Source organism: Streptomyces sp. NPDC092370 (genome assembly GCF_044755265.1).
Classification (GTDB): domain Bacteria; phylum Actinomycetota; class Actinomycetes; order Streptomycetales; family Streptomycetaceae; genus Streptomyces.
Window position 1 is genome coordinate 37,821 of record NZ_JBIVQO010000014.1, and the last position, 18,105, is coordinate 55,925.

19 protein-coding genes and 1 pseudogene are annotated in these 18,105 nt (G+C 73.3%); 6 read left to right on the plus strand and 14 right to left on the minus strand.

Annotated elements, in window-relative coordinates:
* Window positions 1–47: 47 nt before the first annotated feature.
* A complete protein-coding gene (locus tag ACIQHQ_RS32045) occupies window positions 48–788 on the plus strand; it encodes an SCO3374 family protein (RefSeq protein WP_402618683.1) in 741 nt (246 codons plus the stop codon).
* A gap of 9 nt (window positions 789–797) precedes the next feature.
* Here the strand turns inward: ACIQHQ_RS32045 and ACIQHQ_RS32050 are convergent, their stop codons facing one another.
* The 10 genes from ACIQHQ_RS32050 to ACIQHQ_RS32095 all read right to left on the minus strand — a co-directional run bounded on the left by ACIQHQ_RS32050 (window position 798) and on the right by ACIQHQ_RS32095 (window position 9,110).
* Window positions 798–1,133, minus strand: a complete 336-nt coding sequence (locus ACIQHQ_RS32050) for an Lsr2 family protein (RefSeq protein WP_402618686.1) — start codon at window positions 1,131–1,133, stop codon at window positions 798–800.
* Between the two features lie 265 nt (window positions 1,134–1,398).
* Window positions 1,399–1,932: an amino-acid N-acetyltransferase gene (locus tag ACIQHQ_RS32055; protein WP_283967923.1), complete on the minus strand. Its 534-nt coding sequence runs from the start codon at window positions 1,930–1,932 to the stop codon at window positions 1,399–1,401.
* Between the two features lie 9 nt (window positions 1,933–1,941).
* Complete coding sequence (locus ACIQHQ_RS32060) at window positions 1,942–2,412, minus strand: BlaI/MecI/CopY family transcriptional regulator (RefSeq protein ID WP_402618690.1); 471 nt, start codon at window positions 2,410–2,412, stop codon at window positions 1,942–1,944.
* A gap of 145 nt (window positions 2,413–2,557) precedes the next feature.
* Window positions 2,558–2,746, minus strand: a complete 189-nt coding sequence (locus ACIQHQ_RS32065) for a hypothetical protein (RefSeq protein WP_402618692.1) — start codon at window positions 2,744–2,746, stop codon at window positions 2,558–2,560.
* Between the two features lie 18 nt (window positions 2,747–2,764).
* On the minus strand, window positions 2,765–3,424 hold the full coding sequence (locus ACIQHQ_RS32070; protein ID WP_402618695.1) for a hypothetical protein: 660 nt from the start codon (window positions 3,422–3,424) through the stop codon (window positions 2,765–2,767).
* 260 nt (window positions 3,425–3,684) lie between these two features.
* Window positions 3,685–4,482 (minus strand): type III pantothenate kinase, encoded by a 798-nt coding sequence (locus tag ACIQHQ_RS32075; protein ID WP_402618697.1) that lies wholly within the window; start codon window positions 4,480–4,482, stop codon window positions 3,685–3,687.
* Window positions 4,483–4,496: 14 nt separating this feature from the next.
* Complete coding sequence (gene nadC / locus ACIQHQ_RS32080) at window positions 4,497–5,471, minus strand: carboxylating nicotinate-nucleotide diphosphorylase (RefSeq protein ID WP_402618699.1); 975 nt, start codon at window positions 5,469–5,471, stop codon at window positions 4,497–4,499.
* A 5-nt stretch (window positions 5,472–5,476) separates the two neighbouring features.
* Window positions 5,477–7,186, minus strand: coding sequence for an L-aspartate oxidase (locus ACIQHQ_RS32085; protein WP_402618702.1), 1,710 nt, complete (start codon window positions 7,184–7,186; stop codon window positions 5,477–5,479).
* A complete protein-coding gene (gene panC, locus ACIQHQ_RS32090; protein WP_402618705.1) occupies window positions 7,183–8,184 on the minus strand; it encodes a pantoate--beta-alanine ligase in 1,002 nt (333 codons plus the stop codon). Before panC ends, ACIQHQ_RS32085 begins: the two co-directional genes overlap by 4 nt.
* Entirely contained in the window at window positions 8,181–9,110 is a 930-nt protein-coding gene (locus ACIQHQ_RS32095; protein ID WP_402618707.1) for a Rossmann-like and DUF2520 domain-containing protein, read from the minus strand. The genes panC and ACIQHQ_RS32095 overlap by 4 nt, the downstream gene beginning before the upstream one ends.
* 180 nt (window positions 9,111–9,290) lie before the next feature.
* Between ACIQHQ_RS32095 and ACIQHQ_RS32100 the strand changes: the two genes are divergently transcribed.
* Window positions 9,291–10,475 (plus strand): threonine aldolase family protein, encoded by a 1,185-nt coding sequence (locus ACIQHQ_RS32100; protein ID WP_402618710.1) that lies wholly within the window; start codon window positions 9,291–9,293, stop codon window positions 10,473–10,475.
* 4 nt (window positions 10,476–10,479) lie between these two features.
* Here ACIQHQ_RS32100 and ACIQHQ_RS32105 read toward each other — a convergent pair.
* Window positions 10,480–10,671, minus strand: a pseudogene (locus ACIQHQ_RS32105) (hypothetical protein); the annotation flags it as partial.
* A gap of 159 nt (window positions 10,672–10,830) precedes the next feature.
* On the opposite strand from ACIQHQ_RS32105, the gene ACIQHQ_RS32110 reads away from it, so the two are divergent.
* The gene (locus ACIQHQ_RS32110) at window positions 10,831–11,976 is read left to right on the plus strand and encodes a DUF5937 family protein (RefSeq protein WP_402618713.1); all 1,146 of its coding nucleotides are present in this window, start codon (window positions 10,831–10,833) and stop codon (window positions 11,974–11,976) included.
* Window positions 11,977–11,994: 18 nt separating this feature from the next.
* Here the strand turns inward: ACIQHQ_RS32110 and ACIQHQ_RS32115 are convergent, their stop codons facing one another.
* Window positions 11,995–12,663, minus strand: a complete 669-nt coding sequence (locus ACIQHQ_RS32115) for a response regulator transcription factor (protein WP_107460327.1) — start codon at window positions 12,661–12,663, stop codon at window positions 11,995–11,997.
* Between the two features lie 52 nt (window positions 12,664–12,715).
* On the minus strand, window positions 12,716–13,906 hold the full coding sequence (locus tag ACIQHQ_RS32120) for a sensor histidine kinase (RefSeq protein ID WP_402618716.1): 1,191 nt from the start codon (window positions 13,904–13,906) through the stop codon (window positions 12,716–12,718).
* 118 nt (window positions 13,907–14,024) lie between these two features.
* On the opposite strand from ACIQHQ_RS32120, the gene ACIQHQ_RS32125 reads away from it, so the two are divergent.
* A complete protein-coding gene (locus ACIQHQ_RS32125) occupies window positions 14,025–15,017 on the plus strand; it encodes an SAM-dependent methyltransferase (protein ID WP_402618719.1) in 993 nt (330 codons plus the stop codon).
* Between the two features lie 3 nt (window positions 15,018–15,020).
* Here ACIQHQ_RS32125 and ACIQHQ_RS32130 read toward each other — a convergent pair whose 3' ends face one another.
* Entirely contained in the window at window positions 15,021–16,172 is a 1,152-nt protein-coding gene (locus ACIQHQ_RS32130) for an NADH-quinone oxidoreductase subunit D (protein ID WP_402618722.1), read from the minus strand.
* A gap of 31 nt (window positions 16,173–16,203) precedes the next feature.
* Between ACIQHQ_RS32130 and ACIQHQ_RS32135 the strand changes: the two genes are divergently transcribed.
* Together ACIQHQ_RS32135 and ACIQHQ_RS32140 are read left to right on the plus strand one after the other, a co-directional pair.
* Window positions 16,204–16,734 (plus strand): PH domain-containing protein, encoded by a 531-nt coding sequence (locus tag ACIQHQ_RS32135; RefSeq protein WP_402618725.1) that lies wholly within the window; start codon window positions 16,204–16,206, stop codon window positions 16,732–16,734.
* Window positions 16,731–18,065, plus strand: coding sequence for a PH domain-containing protein (locus ACIQHQ_RS32140; protein WP_402618728.1), 1,335 nt, complete (start codon window positions 16,731–16,733; stop codon window positions 18,063–18,065). Before ACIQHQ_RS32135 ends, ACIQHQ_RS32140 begins: the two co-directional genes overlap by 4 nt.
* Window positions 18,066–18,105 lie beyond the last annotated feature (40 nt).

Here is an 18,105-nt window from a genome sequence, read left to right on the forward strand (position 1 = left end):
ACGCCACCCAGCGTAACCCGCACGTCCATCCGGCTGTTGCGCTTGGCATGTTCGGCGCTCCTCCGCCCGTGATCACATCCTCCGCCCCCGTCGTCCCGCTTCCCCGCCGGCCGCTCGACCCGGCCGGCGCGAGCGGTCAGGTCCGGCGGTGGTACGAGAACGAACTGGGGTGGCCGACGGTGCCCGGCGAACCGCCGCGGCTGGTGGTGGGGGTGCGGTACGACGTCCTGGACGTGCCGGCGGAGGCGGGGCACGCGGCACTGCGGCGCTCGACGGCGGGCTTCCCCGTCGCCGTTCACGGCGACCGGATGCTGCTCCTGGTGGCCGCGGGCAGCGCGGAGGAGATTCCCGGGCTGCTGGAGTGGCTCGACTGGGGATCCCTGCCGCTGGACCTGGTGCCGATCGGTGCGGGCGGCCTCATCGGGGCGCCGTCGCCTCCGGTGCCCGACGAGCAGAGGGCGGCGCCGGCACCCTGCGGGCCGAACGCCGTCGCGCCCTGCGGGACGCGGACCCCCTCGCCCCCCGGCGCGGACACACCCCTCAGGGACGCGCTGCCGCCGCCCGGTCCCCCGGGACGGGGCGGCTCCCAGGGGGCCGCCGTCTGGCTGCGGCCCCCCGAGCCGGGATGCGAGGTCGAGGCCTCGCTGCCGACGCTGTCGGCGCCGGGGTGCGCCGGGGACGCCCCCGATCTCGTGCGGCTGGTGAACACGGTGGCGACCCAGTGCCACCGGGTCCGGCTGCGGCATGCGTACGCCCAGCCGCCGGCCCTGCGTGCGCAGGGTCGGTAGTGCCGCTTTTCAGCCGTTGGCCTTCTCGTAAGCCTCGCGGATGGTCGCGGGAACGCGGCCGCGGTCGTTGACCTCGTAGCCGTTCTCCTTCGCCCAGGCGCGGATCGCCGCGGTGTCCTGGCTGCCGCTCGCAGCGGCGCGCACCTTTCCACGCCCGCCCGAAGCACGGCCTCCGGTACGACGACCGCCCTTCACGTAAGGCTCGAGAAGGCCACGGAGCTTGTCCGCATTGGCGGTGGTGAGATCGATCTCGTACGTCTTGCCGTCCAGCGCGAACGTCACGGTCTCGTCCGCCTCGCCACCGTCGAGGTCGTCGACAAGAAGGACCTGAACCTTCTGTGCCACCGGATTTCCTTTCATCGATATCTTCAGGGCCGGGGGTGAGCCGGCGTCCGCCGTATCGCCGTCCCCTGTTATATGCAGTACTGCAGTACGTCGGAAAGCAAACCGCTTTTGCCGGAAAAACACAAACCCCCGGCAGAGACCGGCAGCCCGGGCTCGGTCCGGAAACGTGCGCGTTTCGGACATAGGGCACCTGGGCAGGGTCGGGCGCAGCGAATATGCCTGGACGAACCGAGCGGTCCTCTTGCGAGTGTCTTGCGGCCGACGATCACAGATGCAGAAGCATCCGGCTGTTGCCCAAGGTGTTCGGTTTCACTCGTTCGAGTCCGAGGAACTCCGCGACGCCCTCGTCATAGGAACGCAGCAGCTCCGCGTAGACATCCGTGTCGACGGGCGTCTCACCGATCTCCACGAAGCCGTGCTTGCCGAAGAAGTCGACTTCGAAGGTCAGACAGAAAACGCGACGAACACCGAGCCAGCGGGCGGTCTGCAGCAACTTCTCCAGCACCCGGTGCCCGACACCCGCGCCCTTCAGGCCCGGCTTCACGGCGAGAGTGCGGACTTCCGCGAGGTCTTCCCACATCACGTGCAGCGCGCCGCAGCCCACGACCTCGGCGTTGTCGTCCCGTTCCGCGACCCAGAACTCCTGGATGTCCTCGTAAAGCGTCACCGTTGCTTTGTCGAGCAGGATGCCGCCGCGGACGTAGGCGTCGAGGAGGCGGCGCACGGCCGGGACATCGCTGGTGCGGGCCCGTCGGACGGTGATGGCTTTTGCGGTGGCTTCGGGGCTCTTCGCGGACATGACGGGACGCTATCGCCCGCCGTGGCCCCGAGCGGAGGCGGGGTTCTCCGGGGGGCCTTCCCGGGGTTCCGCGTGTTCGGGTTCCGCGGATTCCGACGGTTCGGTCGGTTCCAGGGTTTCCGGGCCTTGGACGATGCGGACGGCATCACTGAGGGACCGCCGCTGTTCCTCGCTCATCATGCCGAAGAAGGCGACGAGAGCGGCGGCGGGGTTGTCGCTCTGGGACCAGGCGTCGTTCATCAGGGCGGCCGCGTAGGCGGCGCGGGTGGAGACCGCCTCATATCGATAGGCGCGGCCTTCCGCCTCGCGGCGCACCCAGCCCTTCTGATGGAGATTGTCCAAAACGGTCATCACGGTGGTGTACGCGATGGACCGCTCCTTCTGAAGATCTTCCAGGACTTCTCGAACGGTCACCGGGCGGTTCCACTTCCACACCCGCGACATGACCGCGTCTTCGAGTTCTCCCAATGGGCGAGGCACAGCTCAGAACAATAGTGGGAGATCCCGGCAATGGCGTGGCGGACGTGCGCTTCACCGGCGAACGGGAACAAAAAGGGCGCACGACCCGAAGTGCGGGCGCCGCGGGGTGCGGGCTCGCCGAGTCGTACGCCCTCAAAGGATGAGGTCAGGCTTCGGCCTTCGGCGGCGTGGCGGTGGGCCGGCGGGCGTCCTCCACGCGTGCGAGGGCGGCATCCACGGCCGCGTCCTCCTTGGCTTTGTTGGCGCCACCCTGTGTCTTCACGATCACCCGGATCACGCCGATGAAGAAGACGGCCATGACGGCCGGGGGCAGGAGCGCGGAGACGTAGTCCATGGACCCAGGGTAGCCACGTCAGCCCGCGGCGAGCTGCTGGGGGTTCGCCGGGGGTGGCGGTGTCGGCTTGCGGCGCGGGAAGACCTCGCCAGGGGTGGGGATGGGGCGGGAGGGCTTCGGGGTGCCGGGCGCGGGGGACGGGGCCGGGGCGGGCTTGGGGGCGGCCGGCTTGCGAGCGGGTTTCTTCTCCGGCTGCTTTTCCGGGCCGTTCCCGGCGGCGCCAGCGGGGGCGCGGCGGCCTCCCGGGAGGGCCAGGAGGCGGTTGCGGGAGCCGGGAACAGCGGCTGCGGGGCCGGTGGCGGCGCCGACGGGGGTGGCCGCGCAGCGGTCCAGCAGGGCCGCCGCGGTGGGGTTGCCGCGCAGGGCGCCCAGGGCGGCGAGGTCGTCGGGGAGGGGTCGGTAGCCGGCGCCCAGTGCCTCGTCCAGGAGTGCGAGGTAACCGGCGGCGGTGCCGGGGAGGGCGGCGCGGTAGCGGCCCAGGTCGGCCACGAGGAAGGCGCGCAGCCTGGCCCCCTCCCGCATCGCCTCGTCGAGCGACTCTGCGAGGCGGAGACAGTCCTGGACGTCGTCGGCCGAGGCGGGGGTGGGGTGGAGGGCGAGGGCGAGAGCGCGGCGGAGCACACGCAGCTCCTCCACGCCGAACGCCATGCCGCCGCGGGATCCGTATGGCGTGGGCATGCGGCGACGATACGCGCTAATCAGACAAATTCGACATAAGGGGCGGGTGTGGCGTGGGGGACCACCCGTCCCGCCTAGGGCCTCCCCGACGGTACGTCGTCCCCGGAGCGGGCCCCGCGGCGTCCCGTGCGGCGGGAGTCCCGGCCGCATGTCACGGGCGGGCGGGGCTTCGCCGTCCTCCCGGCCCTGCCGCGGGCGTGGCGTCCCACGGTGGGCACCACGCCCGCGACGGGGGCGGGACGCCCCCGGCCCGCGGCGGCTCACATCCGCGAGACGTTCCGCTCGTACACCAGCCTCAGCCCGATCAGCGTCAGCCACGGCTCGTGCTCGTCGATCACCGACGACTCACCCAGGACCAGCGGCGCGAGACCGCCCGTCGCGATGACGGTGACGTCGTCGGGCTCCTCCGACAGCTCGCGGGCCATGCGGTTGACCACCCCGTCGACCTGGCCGGCGAAACCGTAGATGACGCCCGACTGCATCGCCTCGACCGTGTTCTTGCCGATGACGCTGCGGGGCCGGGCCACCTCGATCTTGCGGAGCTGGGCGCCGCGGACGCCCAGGGCCTCCACGGAGATCTCGATGCCCGGCGAGATGACCCCGCCGACGTACTCCCCCCGCGCGCTGACCGCGTCGAACGTCGTCGCCGTACCGAAGTCGACGACGATGGCGGGGCCGCCGTAGAGCTCGACCGCCGCGACCGCGTTGATGATGCGGTCGGCGCCGACCTCCTTGGGGTTGTCCATGAGGATCGGGACGCCCGTCTTGACGCCCGGCTCGACCAGGATGGCGGGCACGTCGCCGTAGTAGCGCCGTGTCACCTCGCGGAGCTCGTGCAGGACCGAGGGCACGGTCGCGCAGATGGCGATGCCGTCGATGCCGTCGCCCAGCTCGTCGCCGAGGAGCGGGTGCATGCCCATCAGGCCCTGGAGGAGGACCGCCAGTTCGTCGGCGGTGCGGCGGGCGTCCGTGGAGATGCGCCAGTGTTCGACGATCTCGTCGCCGTCGAACAGGCCGAGGACGGTGTGGGTGTTTCCGACGTCGATCGTGAGCAGCATGACCCCTACCCGCCCTACTCCGCCGACCGCAGGTCCAGGCCGATGTCCAGGATCGGCGAGGAGTGGGTGAGGGCGCCGACGGCGAGGTAGTCGACGCCGGTGTCCGCGTACGCCTTGGCGTTGCCGAGGGTCAGGCGGCCCGAGGCCTCCAGGAGGGCGCGGCCCTGGACGATCGCGACGGCCTCCGCGCACTCGGCCGGCGTGAAGTTGTCCAGCAGGATCAGGTCGGCCCCGGCGTCCAGGACCTCGCGGAGCTGGTGCAGGGTGTCGACCTCGACCTCGATGGGGACGTCCGGGAAGCGTTCGCGGACCGCCTGGAACGCCTGGGCGACACCGCCCGCGGCGACCACGTGGTTGTCCTTGACCAGGGCCGCGTCCGAGAGGGACATGCGGTGGTTGACGCCGCCGCCGCAGCGGACCGCGTACTTCTCCAGGGAGCGCAGGCCCGGGGTGGTCTTGCGGGTGTCGCGGACCTTGGCCTTCGTGCCGTCCAGGACCTCCGCCCACGCGCGCGTGGCCGTCGCGATGCCCGACAGGCGGCACAGGATGTTCAGCGCGCTGCGCTCGGCCGTGAGGAGGTCACGGGTGCGGGTGGTGACGGAGAGGAGCTTCTGGCCCGCTTCGACGCGGTCGCCGTCCTCGGCGTGGCGTTCGATCTCCAGCTCCTCCTCGCAGACCACCGAGATGACCGCCTCGGCGACGCGCAGGCCGGCCACCGTGCCCGCCTCGCGGGCGGTGAAGTCGGCCGTGGCCACCGCGTCCTCGGGGATGGTCGCCACCGTCGTCACGTCCACGCCGTGGGCCAGGTCCTCCTGGACGGCCACGTTGGCGATGTCCTCGACCTCGACGGGGTCGAGGCCGGCGTCGGCCAGGAGCTGCGCGAGTGCGGGGTCCAGGCCGCACTCCAGGTATGCCTCGTCGTCCGCGCCGCAGGCGCAGCCGTCTGAGCAGCCTCCGGGGGAGGCGAGGGGAAGGTCGGGAGTGCTCACGTCGGTCACTGCTCCTGGGGGGCCTGGGTGGGGAGGGTTGTGGGGAAGTGTGTGGTGTCCGTGGTGTGCACGGCCAGCGTGCGGTCCGGGTTGAGCCGCACGACGATGTGGCGGCGCCAGGTGGTGTCGTCGCGCTCGGGGCGGTCCTCGCGCCAGTGGCAGCCCCGGGTCTCCTCGCGCAGCAGGGCGGCGGCGACCAGGACGCGGGCCACGCACAGGAGGTTGGTGGCCTCCCAGGTGTCGACGCCGGCCTCGGCCGTCTTGCCGTTCTCGGCGAGGGCTTCCCGGGCGTCGGTGTGCAGTCGCTGGAGCTGGTCGGCGGCCTTGCCGAGTGATCCTGCCGAGCGCAGGACGCCCGCCCCGCTCGTCATGATCCGCTGGATCGCGAAACGGGCCTCCGGGGTCTGCAGGGGGTGCTCGGGGATCTCCGGATGCGGGACCGGCTCGGGCACGCGCGCGTGCAGGCCGTTCGCCGCGATGTCGGCCGCGATGCGCTCGGCGTAGACGAGGCCTTCGAGCAGGGAGTTGGACGCCAGGCGGTTGGCACCGTGCACACCGGTGCAGGCGACCTCACCGCACGCGTACAGGCCGGGGACGGTGGTGCGGCCGTGGGAGTCGGTGCGGACGCCGCCGGAGGCGTAGTGGGCGGCCGGGGCGACCGGGACGGGGGTGGTGACCGGGTCGATGCCGTGCGCGCGACAGGCGGCGAGGATCGTCGGGAAGCGGTGTTCCCACATCTCGGCGCCGAAGTGACGGGCGTCGAGGAACATGTGCTCGGCGTCCTGCTCCTGCATGCGGCGCATGATGCCCTTGGCGACGATGTCGCGGGGGGCGAGTTCGGCGAGTTCGTGCTGGCCGACCATGAAGCGCACGCCGTCGGCGTCGATCAGGTGGGCGCCCTCGCCGCGCACCGCCTCGGAGACCAGGGGCTGCTGGCCCTCCGCGTCCGGGCCGAGGAACAGCACGGTCGGGTGGAACTGTACGAACTCCAGGTCGCTGACCTCCGCGCCCGCCCGCAGCGCGAGCGCCACGCCGTCGCCCGTCGACACCGACGGGTTGGTGGTCGCCGAGAAGACCTGTCCCATGCCACCGGTCGCGAGGACCACCGCGGGGGCGTGGACGGCCCCGACGCCGTCGTGCTGGCCCTCTCCCATGACGTGCAGGGTTACGCCGGCGGTGCGGCCCTCGGCGTCCGTGAGGAGGTCCAGGACGAGCGCGTTCTCGACGGTGCGCATGCCCCGCGCGCGGACGGCCTCGACCAGGGCGCGGGAGATCTCGGCGCCGGTGGCGTCGCCGCCGGCGTGGGCGATGCGGCGGCGGTGGTGGCCGCCCTCGCGGGTGAGTTCCAGGCCGCCCTCGGTGGACTCGTCGAACCGGGCACCGGTCTCGATGAGGCGGCGCACGGCGTCAGGGCCCTCGGTGACCAGCAGGCGGACGGCGTCCTCGTCGCACAGGCCGGCACCCGCGACCAGGGTGTCGTCGAGGTGCTGCTCGGGGGTGTCGCCGTCGCCGAGGGCCGCGGCGATGCCGCCCTGGGCCCAGCGGGTGGAGCCGTCGTCGAGACGGGCCTTGGTGACGACGACCGTCCGCAGGCCCGCGGCCTCGCAGCGCAGGGCGGCGGTCAGGCCGGCGACGCCGGAGCCGACGACGACCACGTCCGCGGCGATGGACCACCCGGGGGCGGGCGCGTGCAGTCGTATGCCTGTGGTGGTCACGAGGCGGCTCCGAAGCTTGCGAAGGTGAGGGGGATGTTGTCGATCAGCCGGGTCGTGCCGACCCGGGCGGCGACGGCGAGGACGGCGTCGCCGGTGAAGTCGTCCCCGATCTCGGTGAAGTCCGAGGGGTCGACCAGGGCGAGGTAGTCCAGGTCGAGCGGCGGATCGAGGCGGGCGGCCTCGTCGAGGACCTGGCGTGCGGCCGCGCGCACGGCCGCCGGGCCGCCCGGGACGGCCGTCGCCACGGCGTGCGCGTCGGCCGCCGCGCGGGACTCCCCCATGGCGCTGAGCGCCTCCGCCCGCGCGCGTGTGGCGGGCACTTCGCGGGCCCGGGCGCGCAGCGCCTCTTGCGCGGCATGCCGGTCCTGGCCCGCGAACAGAGCCCCGGACAGGGCGAGGGCGGTGCGCCGCTCCGCCGCCGAGAGGTAGCGATTGCGGCTGGACAGCGCCAGGCCGTCCTCCTCGCGGACGGTGGGCACACCGACGATCTCCACGCCGAAGTTCAGGTCCCGCACCATGCGGCGGATCAGGGCGAGCTGCTGGGCGTCCTTCTGGCCGTACAGGGCGACGTCGGGGCGGGTGAGGTGCAGCAGCTTGGCGACGACGGTGAGCATGCCGTCGAAGTGGCCGGGGCGGGAGGAGCCCTCCAGGCGCTCGCCCATGGGACCCGCGGTGATGCGGACCTGGGGCTCGCCCCCGGGGTACACCTCGTCCACGGCGGGGGCGAACACCACGTCGGCGCCCGACTGTTCGGCGAGCTTGATGTCGGCGTCCAGGGTGCGCGGGTAGCGGTCGAGGTCCTCGCCCCGGCCGAACTGCAGCGGGTTGACGAAGACGGTGACGACGACCTCGCCGTCCGGCCCGGCGATGCCGCGCGCGGTGCGGATCAGCGTGGCGTGGCCCTCGTGCAGGGCGCCCATGGTCATCACCACGGCGCGGCGGCCCGCACGCGTGCGTGCGCGCAGTTCCTTCGCGGTGCGCAGCAGGGTGGTGGTCATCGGGCGTCCCCTTCGGTGCCGTCGGTCCCGTGGGCGAGTACCCCGAGGAGGTCCTCGGCGAGTTCCGGCTTCAGCAGGCCGTGGGCGAGGGCCCGGTCGGCGGTCGCGCGGGCCATCGCCAGATAGCCGGCGACGGTCTGCGGGGCGTGCCGGCGCAACTCCGTGACGTGCGCGGCGACCGTGCCCGCGTCCCCGCGCGCGACCGGGCCGGTCAGGGCCGCGTCGCCGGAGCGCAGGGCGTTGTCCAGGGCCGCGCCGAGCAGCGGGCCGAGCATCCGGTCGGGGGCCGACACCCCGGCCGCGCTCAGCAGCTCCATGGACTGCGCGACCAGCGTGACCAGGTGGTTGGCGCCCAGGGCGAGCGCCGCGTGGTAGAGCGGCCGGTTCTCCTCGGCGATCCACTCCGGTTCGCCGCCCATCTCGATGACCAGGGCCTCGGCGGCCAGGCGCAGCTCCTCGGGGGCGGTGACGCCGAAGGAGCAGCCGGCCAGCCGCTGGACATCCACGGGTGTGCCGGTGAAGGTCATCGCGGGGTGCAGGGCCAGCGGCAGGGCGCCCGCGCGCAGGGCGGGGTCGAGCACCCGCGCACCGTACCGGCCGGAGGTGTGGACGAGCAGCTGCCCGGGCCGCACGGACCCGGTGTCGGCGAGACCGGTGACCAGCTCGGGCAGGGCGTCGTCGGGAACGGTCAGCAGCACCAGGTCGGCCCGCTCCAGGACCTCGGCGGGCGGCATCACCGGCACGTCGGGCAACAGCTGCGCGGCCCGGCGCCGGGAGGTCTCCGAGACCGCCGAGACGGCGACCGGGCGGTGTCCGGCGAGTTGCAGGGACGCCGCCAGGGCGGGGCCGACGCGGCCGGCGCCGACGACGCCGACGGTGAGCCGCGCGGGGCGGTCCTTGGGGTCTGGCTGTGGGGTTGTGTTCACTCGACGGCGGCCTTCCCGTTCCAGTCCGCTCCGGGTACCGGACGATTTCTCGTCATGTTAACGCGATCGGTTCGAGGGGCGTCCGGTCGTCCACAGGCTGTGCACGCCCGTGCGGCGTTCCCGGGACGGCGTACGGAAATGCGGATGCCCGGCGACGCGCGTGCCAGGGAGGATCCGGTCATGACTGATACAGCAACGGAACAGGACGGACAGCCGGCGGAGGAGGGCCGGGGGGCACGACTGCGGAAGCGGCGGCTGGCCGCCCACCGCGCGGCACGGCGCGTGTTCGTGCGCTTCGGCTTCCACCTCACCCTCCGGGAACGTCTGGCGGTGCTGGAGGAGGCGGCGGGCGTCCACGACCTGGACGAGCTGTCCGACCTGTACGGCGACGGTGTCGTCGAGGCGCTGGAGACGAAGGTCGCCGGGCTGCTCGGCACCGAGGCCGCCGCGTTCTTCCCGACGGGCACGATGGCGCAGCAGGTGGCCCTGCGCTGCTGGGCCGGCCGCACCGGGAACCCGACGGTCGCCCTGCACGCGCTCAGCCATCCCGAGGTACACGAGCGGAACGCGTTCCGCGAGGTCGGCGGTCTGCGCCCGGTGCGGCTGACGAGCGAGCCGCGGCTGCCGACCGCCGCGGAGGTACGCGACTTCGAGGAGCCCTTCGGGGCACTGATGCTGGAACTCCCGCTCAGGGACGCCGGTTTCCTGCTGCCCACGTGGGAGGAGCTCACCGCGGTCGTCGAGGCCGCGCGGGAACGGGACGCCGTGGTGCACTTCGACGGGGCCCGCCTGTGGGAGTCCACCGTCCACTTCGGCCGCCCCCTGGAGGAGATCGCGGGCCTGGCCGACAGCGTCTACGTGTCGTTCTACAAGTCCCTGGAGGGGTACGGCGGCGCGGCGCTCGCCGGCCCCGCGGAGCTCGTCGCGGAGGCGAAGACCTGGCGGCACCGGTACGGCGGGCTGGTCTTCCAGCAGTTCCCCACGGTGCTGTCGGCGCTGGTCGGGCTGGAGCGGCAGCTGCCCCGGCTGCCGGAGTACGTGGCCCACGCGCGCGTGGTGGCGGCCGCCCTGCGTGAGGGGTTCGCGGCGGCCGGGGTGCCGTGGGCGCGCGTGCACCCGGAGGTACCGCACACCCATGACTTCCAGGTCTGGCTGCCCTACGAGCCGGACGTCCTCGGGGAGGCTGCGGTCCGCACGGCCGAGGAGACGGGGGTCATGCTGTTCGGCAGCGGCTGGGACCGGGGCGGTCCCGGGCTGGCCCGCACGGAGGTGCATGTGCGGGCCGAAGGACTGCAGTGGACCGCCGAGGACGTGAAGGCGGCGGTGGCCGAGTTCGTGGCCCGGCTGCCGGAGCAGGTCGGGTAGCGCGCCGCCGCCACCGCCTCTGGGCGTCCCGGAACCGGTGGCGGGCCGGGCGGCCCGCCAGGACCGCGCGCAAGCGCCGTCCGTCGCGCCACTCCCGCACCACCTTCCGGTCGTGGGCGCCGGGCGCGGGCGGGGCTGGCTCGCCGAGGGAGCGGGCGCGGTAGGCGTCGAGGAGGTGCTGCTGCGTGATGCTCATGGTGGATCGCCTCCGCGGGACGGGGTGATGGAGGTCCGAAGGCTCCGCGGCTGCCCCGGTGGTCCCACCGTGGGCCCGCGGCGGCGGCCGCGTCGCGTCGATTGACGTGGCCCGTCAATCGGCGGGGGCGTTGCCGGTGGCGGGGTGCACCATGAGGTCATGAGCGTGCACATCGACATCGCGGGGCTGGGGCCGATGGGGGCGCCCTCTGTTCGAGCGGAGCCGGGGGCGTGGGGGAAGGTCGCCGTCGTGCCGTCGCCCCTGGCCGAGCTCGGCATGGCGCTGCACGCGCTGTCCGAGCCGGCGCACCACCCGGGTCTGCAGGGCTGGGTGACGGGCGTGACGGCCCGGCTCGATCCGCATCTGGCCGACCGGATGTGCGAGGCGGACTTCCTGTGGCGGACGACGTTCTCGGACCTGTTCCTGCCCTGGGCGGGCCTGCCCGACCGCGGGGCGTTCCCGGGTGCCACCCTCGCCGAGGAACTGGACCAGCTCGACAAGCTGTCCGACGAGCAGTTCGTGGACGCGGCGCTGGAGTTCACCTGTGCCCTCGGCTACGGCGGATGCGGGCCGACGGCACTGTCCGACCCCGGGACGCGCCGCCGGGTGCTGGATCTGGCCGCCGCGCGCGGACCGCGGCAGATGCGCTTCAGCGAGCGGCTGCTGGCCGACCCGCCCAGGATCCGGGCGTGGCTGCGGCAGTTCCTCCGGGACTGCGACGAGGCGTTCTTCGCGGAGGCCTGGTCCCGCCTGCGCCACCAGCTCGCGGCGGACGCCCGGCACAAGACGGACCTGCTGCGGCGCAAGGGCCTGGCCGAGGCGCTGGCCGCGGTCTCCCCGGCGATCACGCTCGACGAGGAGGCAGGTCGGATCACGGTCGACAAGCTGGGCGACGGCCGTACGGCCACGGGTGGCGGCCGCCTGCTGCTCGTCCCGACCAGCCTGGGATGGCCCCATCTGATGGTCCTGCACCGGCACGGCTGGCAGCCGGTGCTGCACTACCCGGTCGGCTCGCCGGAGCTCACCGCACCGCAGACGCTCGAACAACTGGCGATGCGGATGACGGCGCTGTCCCACCCCGTCCGGATGCGCATGTGCCGTCATCTGGCCCGCAGTGCGCACACCACCAGCGAGCTGGCGCAGGTGCACGGCATGACGGCGCCGGAGATATCCCGGCATCTGGCCGTGCTGAAGAAGGCGGGTCTGATCACGACCCGCCGTCGCGGCCGCTACGTCCTGCACCAGCTGGACGTGACGGTGGTGGCCCGGCTCGGCAGCGAGTTCCTGGAGGGGATCCTCAGGTAGCGGGCCCGCGCGTGCGGGTCAGCCGTGCCCGCCGGCCCGCACCAGCCCCGTCTCGTAGGCCAGCACCACGACCTGCACCCGGTCCCTGAGGCCCAGCTTGGTCAGGATGCGGCCCACGTGCGTCTTCACGGTCGCCTCCGACAGCACCAGCCGCGCCGCGATCTCACCGTTGGACAGGCCCTGCGCGACCAGCATCATGACCTCGCGCTCGCGTTCGGTGAGCCGCTCCAGCTCCTTGTGCTGGGGCTGCTTGGTGCCCGGCAGCATGGGCGCGAAGCGGTCCAGGAGCCGCCGGGTGGTCGAGGGTGCGACGACCGCGTCACCACTGTGCACGGCCCTGATCGCGGCCAGCAGCTCGGCCGGCGGCACGTCCTTGAGCATGAAGCCGGAGGCGCCCGCCTTCAGCCCGGAGAAGGCGTACTCGTCGAGGTCGAAGGTGGTCAGGATGAGCACCTTCGGCGGGTCGGTGTCCGCGCAGATCCGCCGGGTCGTCTCCACCCCGTCGAGCTTCGGCATGCGGACGTCCATCAGCACCACGTCGACCTCGGCCGTGCGCAGTTCCTGCAGGGCCTCGACCCCGTCGCCCGCCTCCGCGACGACCTCCATGTCCGGCTGGGCGGCGAGCACCATCCGGAACCCGGTGCGCAGCAGCACCTGGTCGTCGACGAGCATCACGCGGATCGTCATCAGGCCTCTTCCGTAGGGGTCGTGACAGGTGTCAGCAAGGGGCGTGCCGGTGTCAGTGCGCGGGTTTGAGCGGCAGCAGGGCACTGATGCGGAATCCTCCGCCCGGGCGCGGGCCCGCGTCCAGGGTGCCGCCGACCATACCGACCCGCTCGCGCATGCCGATCAGGCCGTGGCCCTGGCCGTCGAAACCGCCCTCCTCGTACAGCTCGTGCGGGGCGCCCTTGCCGTCGTCCTCGACGAGGAGGCCGAGGCCGTCGTCGAAGTAGACCAGGCGCACGCTCGCGCCCGCGTTGGCGCCGCCGTGCTTGCGGGTGTTGGTGAGCGCCTCCTGCACGATGCGGTAGGCGGTGAGCTCGACGCCGCTGGGCAGCGGGCGGGGCGTGCCCTCGACCTTGAAGTCGACGGGCAGTCCGGACCCGCGGCACTGCTCGACGAGGTCCTCGATCTGCCGCACATCGGGCTGCGGCACGTACTCGCCGGCCTCCTGGTGCTCACCGGTGCGCAGCACGCCCAGCAGGCGGCGCATCTCGGCGAGGGCCTGGCGGCCGGTGGAGGAGATGGTCTCCAGCGCCTTCTTGGCCTGGTCGGGCGCGGCGTCCAGGACGTAGGCGGCCCCGTCGGCCTGGACCACCATCACCGAGACGTTGTGCGCGACGACGTCGTGCAACTCGCGGGCGATGCGAGCGCGTTCGGCGGCGACGGCGACCTTGGACTGCGCCTCGCGCTCCTTCTCCAGGCGGGCGGCCCGCTCCTCCAGCTGCGCGAAGTAGGCGCGGCGGGTGCGGATGGAGTCGCCCAGCACCCAGGCGAGGGCGAACGGCACGGTCATGAAGACCGTCAGGACGATGTTGCCGAAGACGGAGGTCTCGTCGTTCGGCCAGCGCACCTGGGCCAGGGGGGCCGCGCACAGGCCGGCGCCCAGCGCGAAGCGGGAGGCCCAGCGCGCGCCCTCCGCGGCGACCGTGTAGACGATCACCAGCATGGCGAAGTCGGCGGGGCCGATCTCCACGTCGGTGATCAGCTGGGCCACCCCGGCCGCGGCCGCGAGCACCAGCATCTTCTCCGGCATCCGCCGGCGCAGCGCGATCACCAGGCACAGCAGCAGGGTGAGCGGAACGGCGGCGGCCGGAGATCCGTAACCGCCCGCCACACCGCCCACCAGCGACATCCCGAGGAGGACGACGGCCCAGGTGCCGTCGACCCACGTCGGGTGCCTGCGGAGGAAGTCGTAGAGGCGCTGCACGTAACCCAGCGTAGGGAAGCGGGATAGGTGCAGGGGTCAACCGGAGGGCCGATCCGTACCCGCCGCGCATACTCCGCAAGGTGGAGTTGCGTACGTTGCGTGCGCATAGCCTGGGCCGGTGACAGCGGGAACCGGGGACCAGTGGCGCGGGTGGCGTGCGGCGGCGCAGGACGCCTTGTACGCGCCGGGGGGCTTCTATCGGCGCACGGAAGGGCCGGCCGGACATTTCCGGACATCCGTGCATGCGTCGGCGCTGTTCGCCGGGGCCGTGGCGCGGCTGCTGTGCCGGGTCGACGAGGCCCTGGGGCGGCCCGCGGTGCTGGATTTCGTCGACATGGCGGCCGGGCGGGGCGAGCTGGCCGGCGGTGTGCTCGCCGCGCTCCCCGCCGATGTGGCGGCCCGCACGCGCGCGTACGCCGTCGAGATCGCCGAGCGGCCCGCGGGGCTGGATCACCGGATCGAGTGGCTGGCCGAGCCCCCGCGGGGGACGTCCGGGCTGCTGTTCGCCAACGAGTGGCTGGACAACGTCCCCGTGGAGGTCGCCGAGGTGGACGCCGCGGGCGTCGCACGGCTGGTGCTGGTCCGGGAGGACGGGACCGAGCGGCTCGGCGAGCCGGTGGACGGGCCGGCGGCGCGGTGGCTGGAGCGGTGGTGGCCGCTGCCCGGCGAGGAGGGGCTGCGGGCCGAGATCGGCCTGCCCCGCGACGAGGCCTGGGCCGCGGCGGTCGCGACGGTCGGCCGGGGACTCGCCGTCGCCGTGGACTACGCGCACACGACGGGCACCCGGCCGCCGTTCGGGACGCTCACCGGCTTCCGCGGGGGCCGCGAGACCACACCGGTGCCGGACGGCTCCTGCGACCTCACCGCCCATGTCGCCCTGGACGCGTGCGCCCTGCCCGGCGGGCGGGTGCTTCCCCAGCACGAGGCGCTGCGCGCCCTGGGCGTGACCGGCGCCCGCCCCCCGCTCACGCTGGCCTCCACCGACCCCGCCGCGTACGTGCGCGCCCTCGCGAGCGCCGGAGAGGCCGCCGAGCTCACCGCCGCGGGCGGGCTGGGCGACTTCGGCTGGCTGGTACAGCCGGTCGCGATCCCGGACCCGTTGCGGGAATGAGCCCTACTTGTCGATGTCCCCGACCACGAAGAACATCGACCCCAGGATCGCCACCATGTCCGCCACCAGCGTCCCCGGCAGCAGCTCCGTCAGCGCCTGGATGTTGTTGTACGACGCCGAGCGAAGCTTCAGCCGGTACGGGGTCTTCTCGCCCTTGCTGACGAGGTAGTAGCCGTTGATGCCGAGGGGGTTCTCGGTCCACGCGTACGTGTGGCCCTCGGGCGCCTTCAGGACCTTCGGGAGCCGCTGGTTGACCGGCCCGGGCGCCAGCTCGGCGAGCCGGTCCAGGCAGGCGTCGGCCAGGTCCAGCGCGTTGTGCGTCTGCTCCAGGAGGCACTCGAAGCGGGCCAGGCAGTCGCCCTCCTGCCGGGTGACCACCTTCAGGGTGTCCTGGAGCTCGCCGTAGGCGAGGTACGGCTCGTCCCGGCGCAGGTCGAAGTCGACGCCCGAGGCGCGCCCGATCGGCCCGCTCACCCCGTACGCGTGCACGGCCTCGGCGGTGAGGGTGCCGACGCCCCGGGTGCGGCCCCGGAAGATCTCGTTGCCGAGCACCAGGTCGTCGAAGCGGTCCATCCGCGAGCGCACATCGGCGACGGAGGCACGCGCGCGCGTGGTCCACCCGGCCGGCAGGTCCTCCTTGAGGCCGCCCACCCGGTTGAACATGTAGTGCATCCGCCCGCCGGAGACCTCCTCCATGACGTGCTGGAGTTCCTCGCGCTCCCGGAAGGCGTAGAAGATCGGGGTGATGCCGCCCAGTTCCAGCGGGTACGAGCCGAGGAACATCAGGTGGTTGAGCACCCGGTTCAGCTCGGCGAGCAGCGTGCGCAGCCACACCGCGCGCTCGGGGACCTCCATGCCGAGCATCCGCTCCACGGCGAGGACCACGCCCAGCTCGTTGGAGAACGCCGACAGCCAGTCGTGGCGGTTGGCGAGCATGATGATCTGGCGGTAGTCGCGCGCCTCGAACAGCTTCTCCGCGCCGCGGTGCATATAGCCGATCACCGGCTCCGCGTGCCTGATGCGCTCGCCGTCCAGGACGAGCTTCAGCCGCAGCACGCCATGGGTGGACGGGTGCTGCGGCCCGATGTTGAGCACCATGTCGGTGCTCTCCGCGGCGCCGCCGATTCCGACCATGGTCTCCGTCGTAGGAGTCATGGACACAGTCTCTCCTACGTACGCTGGCCCCATGGATACGGGGAGTCCGCACGAGGCGGGGCCGGACGGGCCGCGGGGCACGATCGAGACGGCCGGGGGCGAGCCGGTGTGGATCGCGCTGCCGCCCGGCCTGCTGAGGATGCGCCGGCTGCTGCTGGTGGTGTGGCTCGGGCTGATCGCCCTGGCCGCCGGGTTGCTGCCGGGGCTGCTGGCCGGGCCCGCCTGGGCCGCCTTCGCGCTGCCGCCGCTGGCACTGATGGCCTGGGGCTGGGTGATGATCGAGCGCAACTGGCGTTCCTGGCGGTACGCCGAGCGGGCCGACGACCTGCTGATCAGCCGTGGCGTGCTGTGGCGCGAGGAGACGGTCGTGCCCTACGGGCGGATGCAGCTGGTCGAGGTCACCTCCGGGCCCGTCGAACGGCACTTCGGGCTGGCCAGCGTGCAGTTGCACACGGCCGCCGCGGCCACCGACGCGACCATCCCCGGCCTGGACCCGGCCGAGGCGGAACGGCTGCGCGACCGGCTCACGGAGCTGGGCGAGGCCCGATCGGCGGGGCTGTGACGGCGTCCGGGGCCGCCGAGACCTCACCGGCCGCCGTCGAGGTCACCGAACGGCGGCTGCACCCCGTCACACCGCTGCGCCGCGCCTGGGCACCGGTGGCCGTGCTCATCGGCTGGGCCGTGCACGACCCCGACGGGGCACAGCGCCATCTGACCCGGCTGACGACGACCACCCTGCTGATCGGCCTCGCCGTGCTCGTCCCGGCCGCCGCCCTCTACGGCTTCTGCTCCTGGTGGTTCACGCACTTCGCGGTGACCGAGACCGAACTGCGCATCCGTACCGGACTCGTCTTCCGGCGCACCGCCCACATCCGGCTGGAGCGGATCCAGGCCATCGACATCACCCAGCCGCTGCTGGCCCGGGTCGCGGGCGTCTCCAAGCTCAAACTCGACGTCATAGGCACCGACAAGAAGGACGAACTGGCCTTCCTCGGCGCCGATGAGGCCCGGTCGCTGCGGGCCGAACTGCTCGCCCGGGCGGCCGGTTTCGCCCCCGAGACCGCGCACGAGGTCGGGGAGGCCCCGTCCCGGCAGCTGCTGCGCGTGCCGCCCGGCGTGCTCGCCCTGTCGCTGGTGCTCACGGGGGCGACCTGGGTGTCGCTGGCCGCGGCGCTCGTCGTCCCGCCGGTGCTGTGGCTGCTCACCCACAGCCTGTGGACGGTCCTCGCGGTCGCCCTGCCGCTGCTGGGCGCGGCGGGCGCGAGCAGCGTCGGGCGGTTCGTCGCCGAGTACGACTGGACGGTGGGCGAGTCGCCCGACGGGCTGCGCATCGACCACGGGCTGCTGGACCGGGCCCACGAGACGGTGCCGCCGGGGCGCGTGCAGACCGTGCGGATCGTGGAACCGCTGCTGTGGCGGCGGCGCGGCTGGGTGCGCGTGGAACTGGACGTGGCGGGCTCGTCCAACTCGGTGCTGGTGCCGGTGGCTCCGCGCGAGATCGCCGAGAACGTGGTCGGGCGCGTGCTGCCCGGGGTGAGCGTGCCGGACGCCGCGGCCCTGTCGCCCGCGCCGCGCAGCGCCCGCTGGTGCGTGCCCCTGTGGTGGCGCGGTTACGGACTGGCCGTCACGGACGCGGTGTTCGCGGCCCGGTCCGGGCTGCTGCGGCGGAGCCTGGCGCTGGTGCCGCACGCCAAGGTGCAGAGCGTGCGGATGACGCAGGGGCCGTGGGAGCGGGCCCGGGGCGTCGCCGACGTGTGTGTGGACACGGGCGCGAACAAGACGGTACGGGCCCGGCTGCGGGAGGCCGGTGAGGCACGCGCGTTGCTGGCGGCGCAGGCGGAGCGGTCCCGGACGGGGCGCCGGGGCGCGCGGCCGGACCGCTGGATGGCCTGATCTCCGCACGCCGAGGGCCCCCCGGCCGTAGCCGAGGGGC

What these genes read in the sequence shown, in the direction of transcription:
- ACIQHQ_RS32130 (WP_402618722.1), bottom strand. Translation starts at nt 16,172, where the DNA reads ATGACTCCTACGACGGAGACCATGGTCGGAATCGGCGGCGCCGCGGAG.
- ACIQHQ_RS32055 (WP_283967923.1), bottom strand. Translation starts at nt 1,932, where the DNA reads ATGTCCGCGAAGAGCCCCGAAGCCACCGCAAAAGCCATCACCGTCCGA.
- ACIQHQ_RS32070 (WP_402618695.1), bottom strand. Translation starts at nt 3,424, where the DNA reads ATGCCCACGCCATACGGATCCCGCGGCGGCATGGCGTTCGGCGTGGAG.
- ACIQHQ_RS32100 (WP_402618710.1), top strand. Translation starts at nt 9,291, where the DNA reads ATGACTGATACAGCAACGGAACAGGACGGACAGCCGGCGGAGGAGGGC.
- panC (WP_402618705.1), bottom strand. Translation starts at nt 8,184, where the DNA reads ATGACCACCACCCTGCTGCGCACCGCGAAGGAACTGCGCGCACGCACG.
- ACIQHQ_RS32065 (WP_402618692.1), bottom strand. Translation starts at nt 2,746, where the DNA reads ATGGACTACGTCTCCGCGCTCCTGCCCCCGGCCGTCATGGCCGTCTTC.
- ACIQHQ_RS32135 (WP_402618725.1), top strand. Translation starts at nt 16,204, where the DNA reads ATGGATACGGGGAGTCCGCACGAGGCGGGGCCGGACGGGCCGCGGGGC.
- ACIQHQ_RS32075 (WP_402618697.1), bottom strand. Translation starts at nt 4,482, where the DNA reads ATGCTGCTCACGATCGACGTCGGAAACACCCACACCGTCCTCGGCCTG.
- ACIQHQ_RS32115 (WP_107460327.1), bottom strand. Translation starts at nt 12,663, where the DNA reads ATGACGATCCGCGTGATGCTCGTCGACGACCAGGTGCTGCTGCGCACC.
- ACIQHQ_RS32045 (WP_402618683.1), top strand. Translation starts at nt 48, where the DNA reads ATGTTCGGCGCTCCTCCGCCCGTGATCACATCCTCCGCCCCCGTCGTC.
- ACIQHQ_RS32110 (WP_402618713.1), top strand. Translation starts at nt 10,831, where the DNA reads ATGAGCGTGCACATCGACATCGCGGGGCTGGGGCCGATGGGGGCGCCC.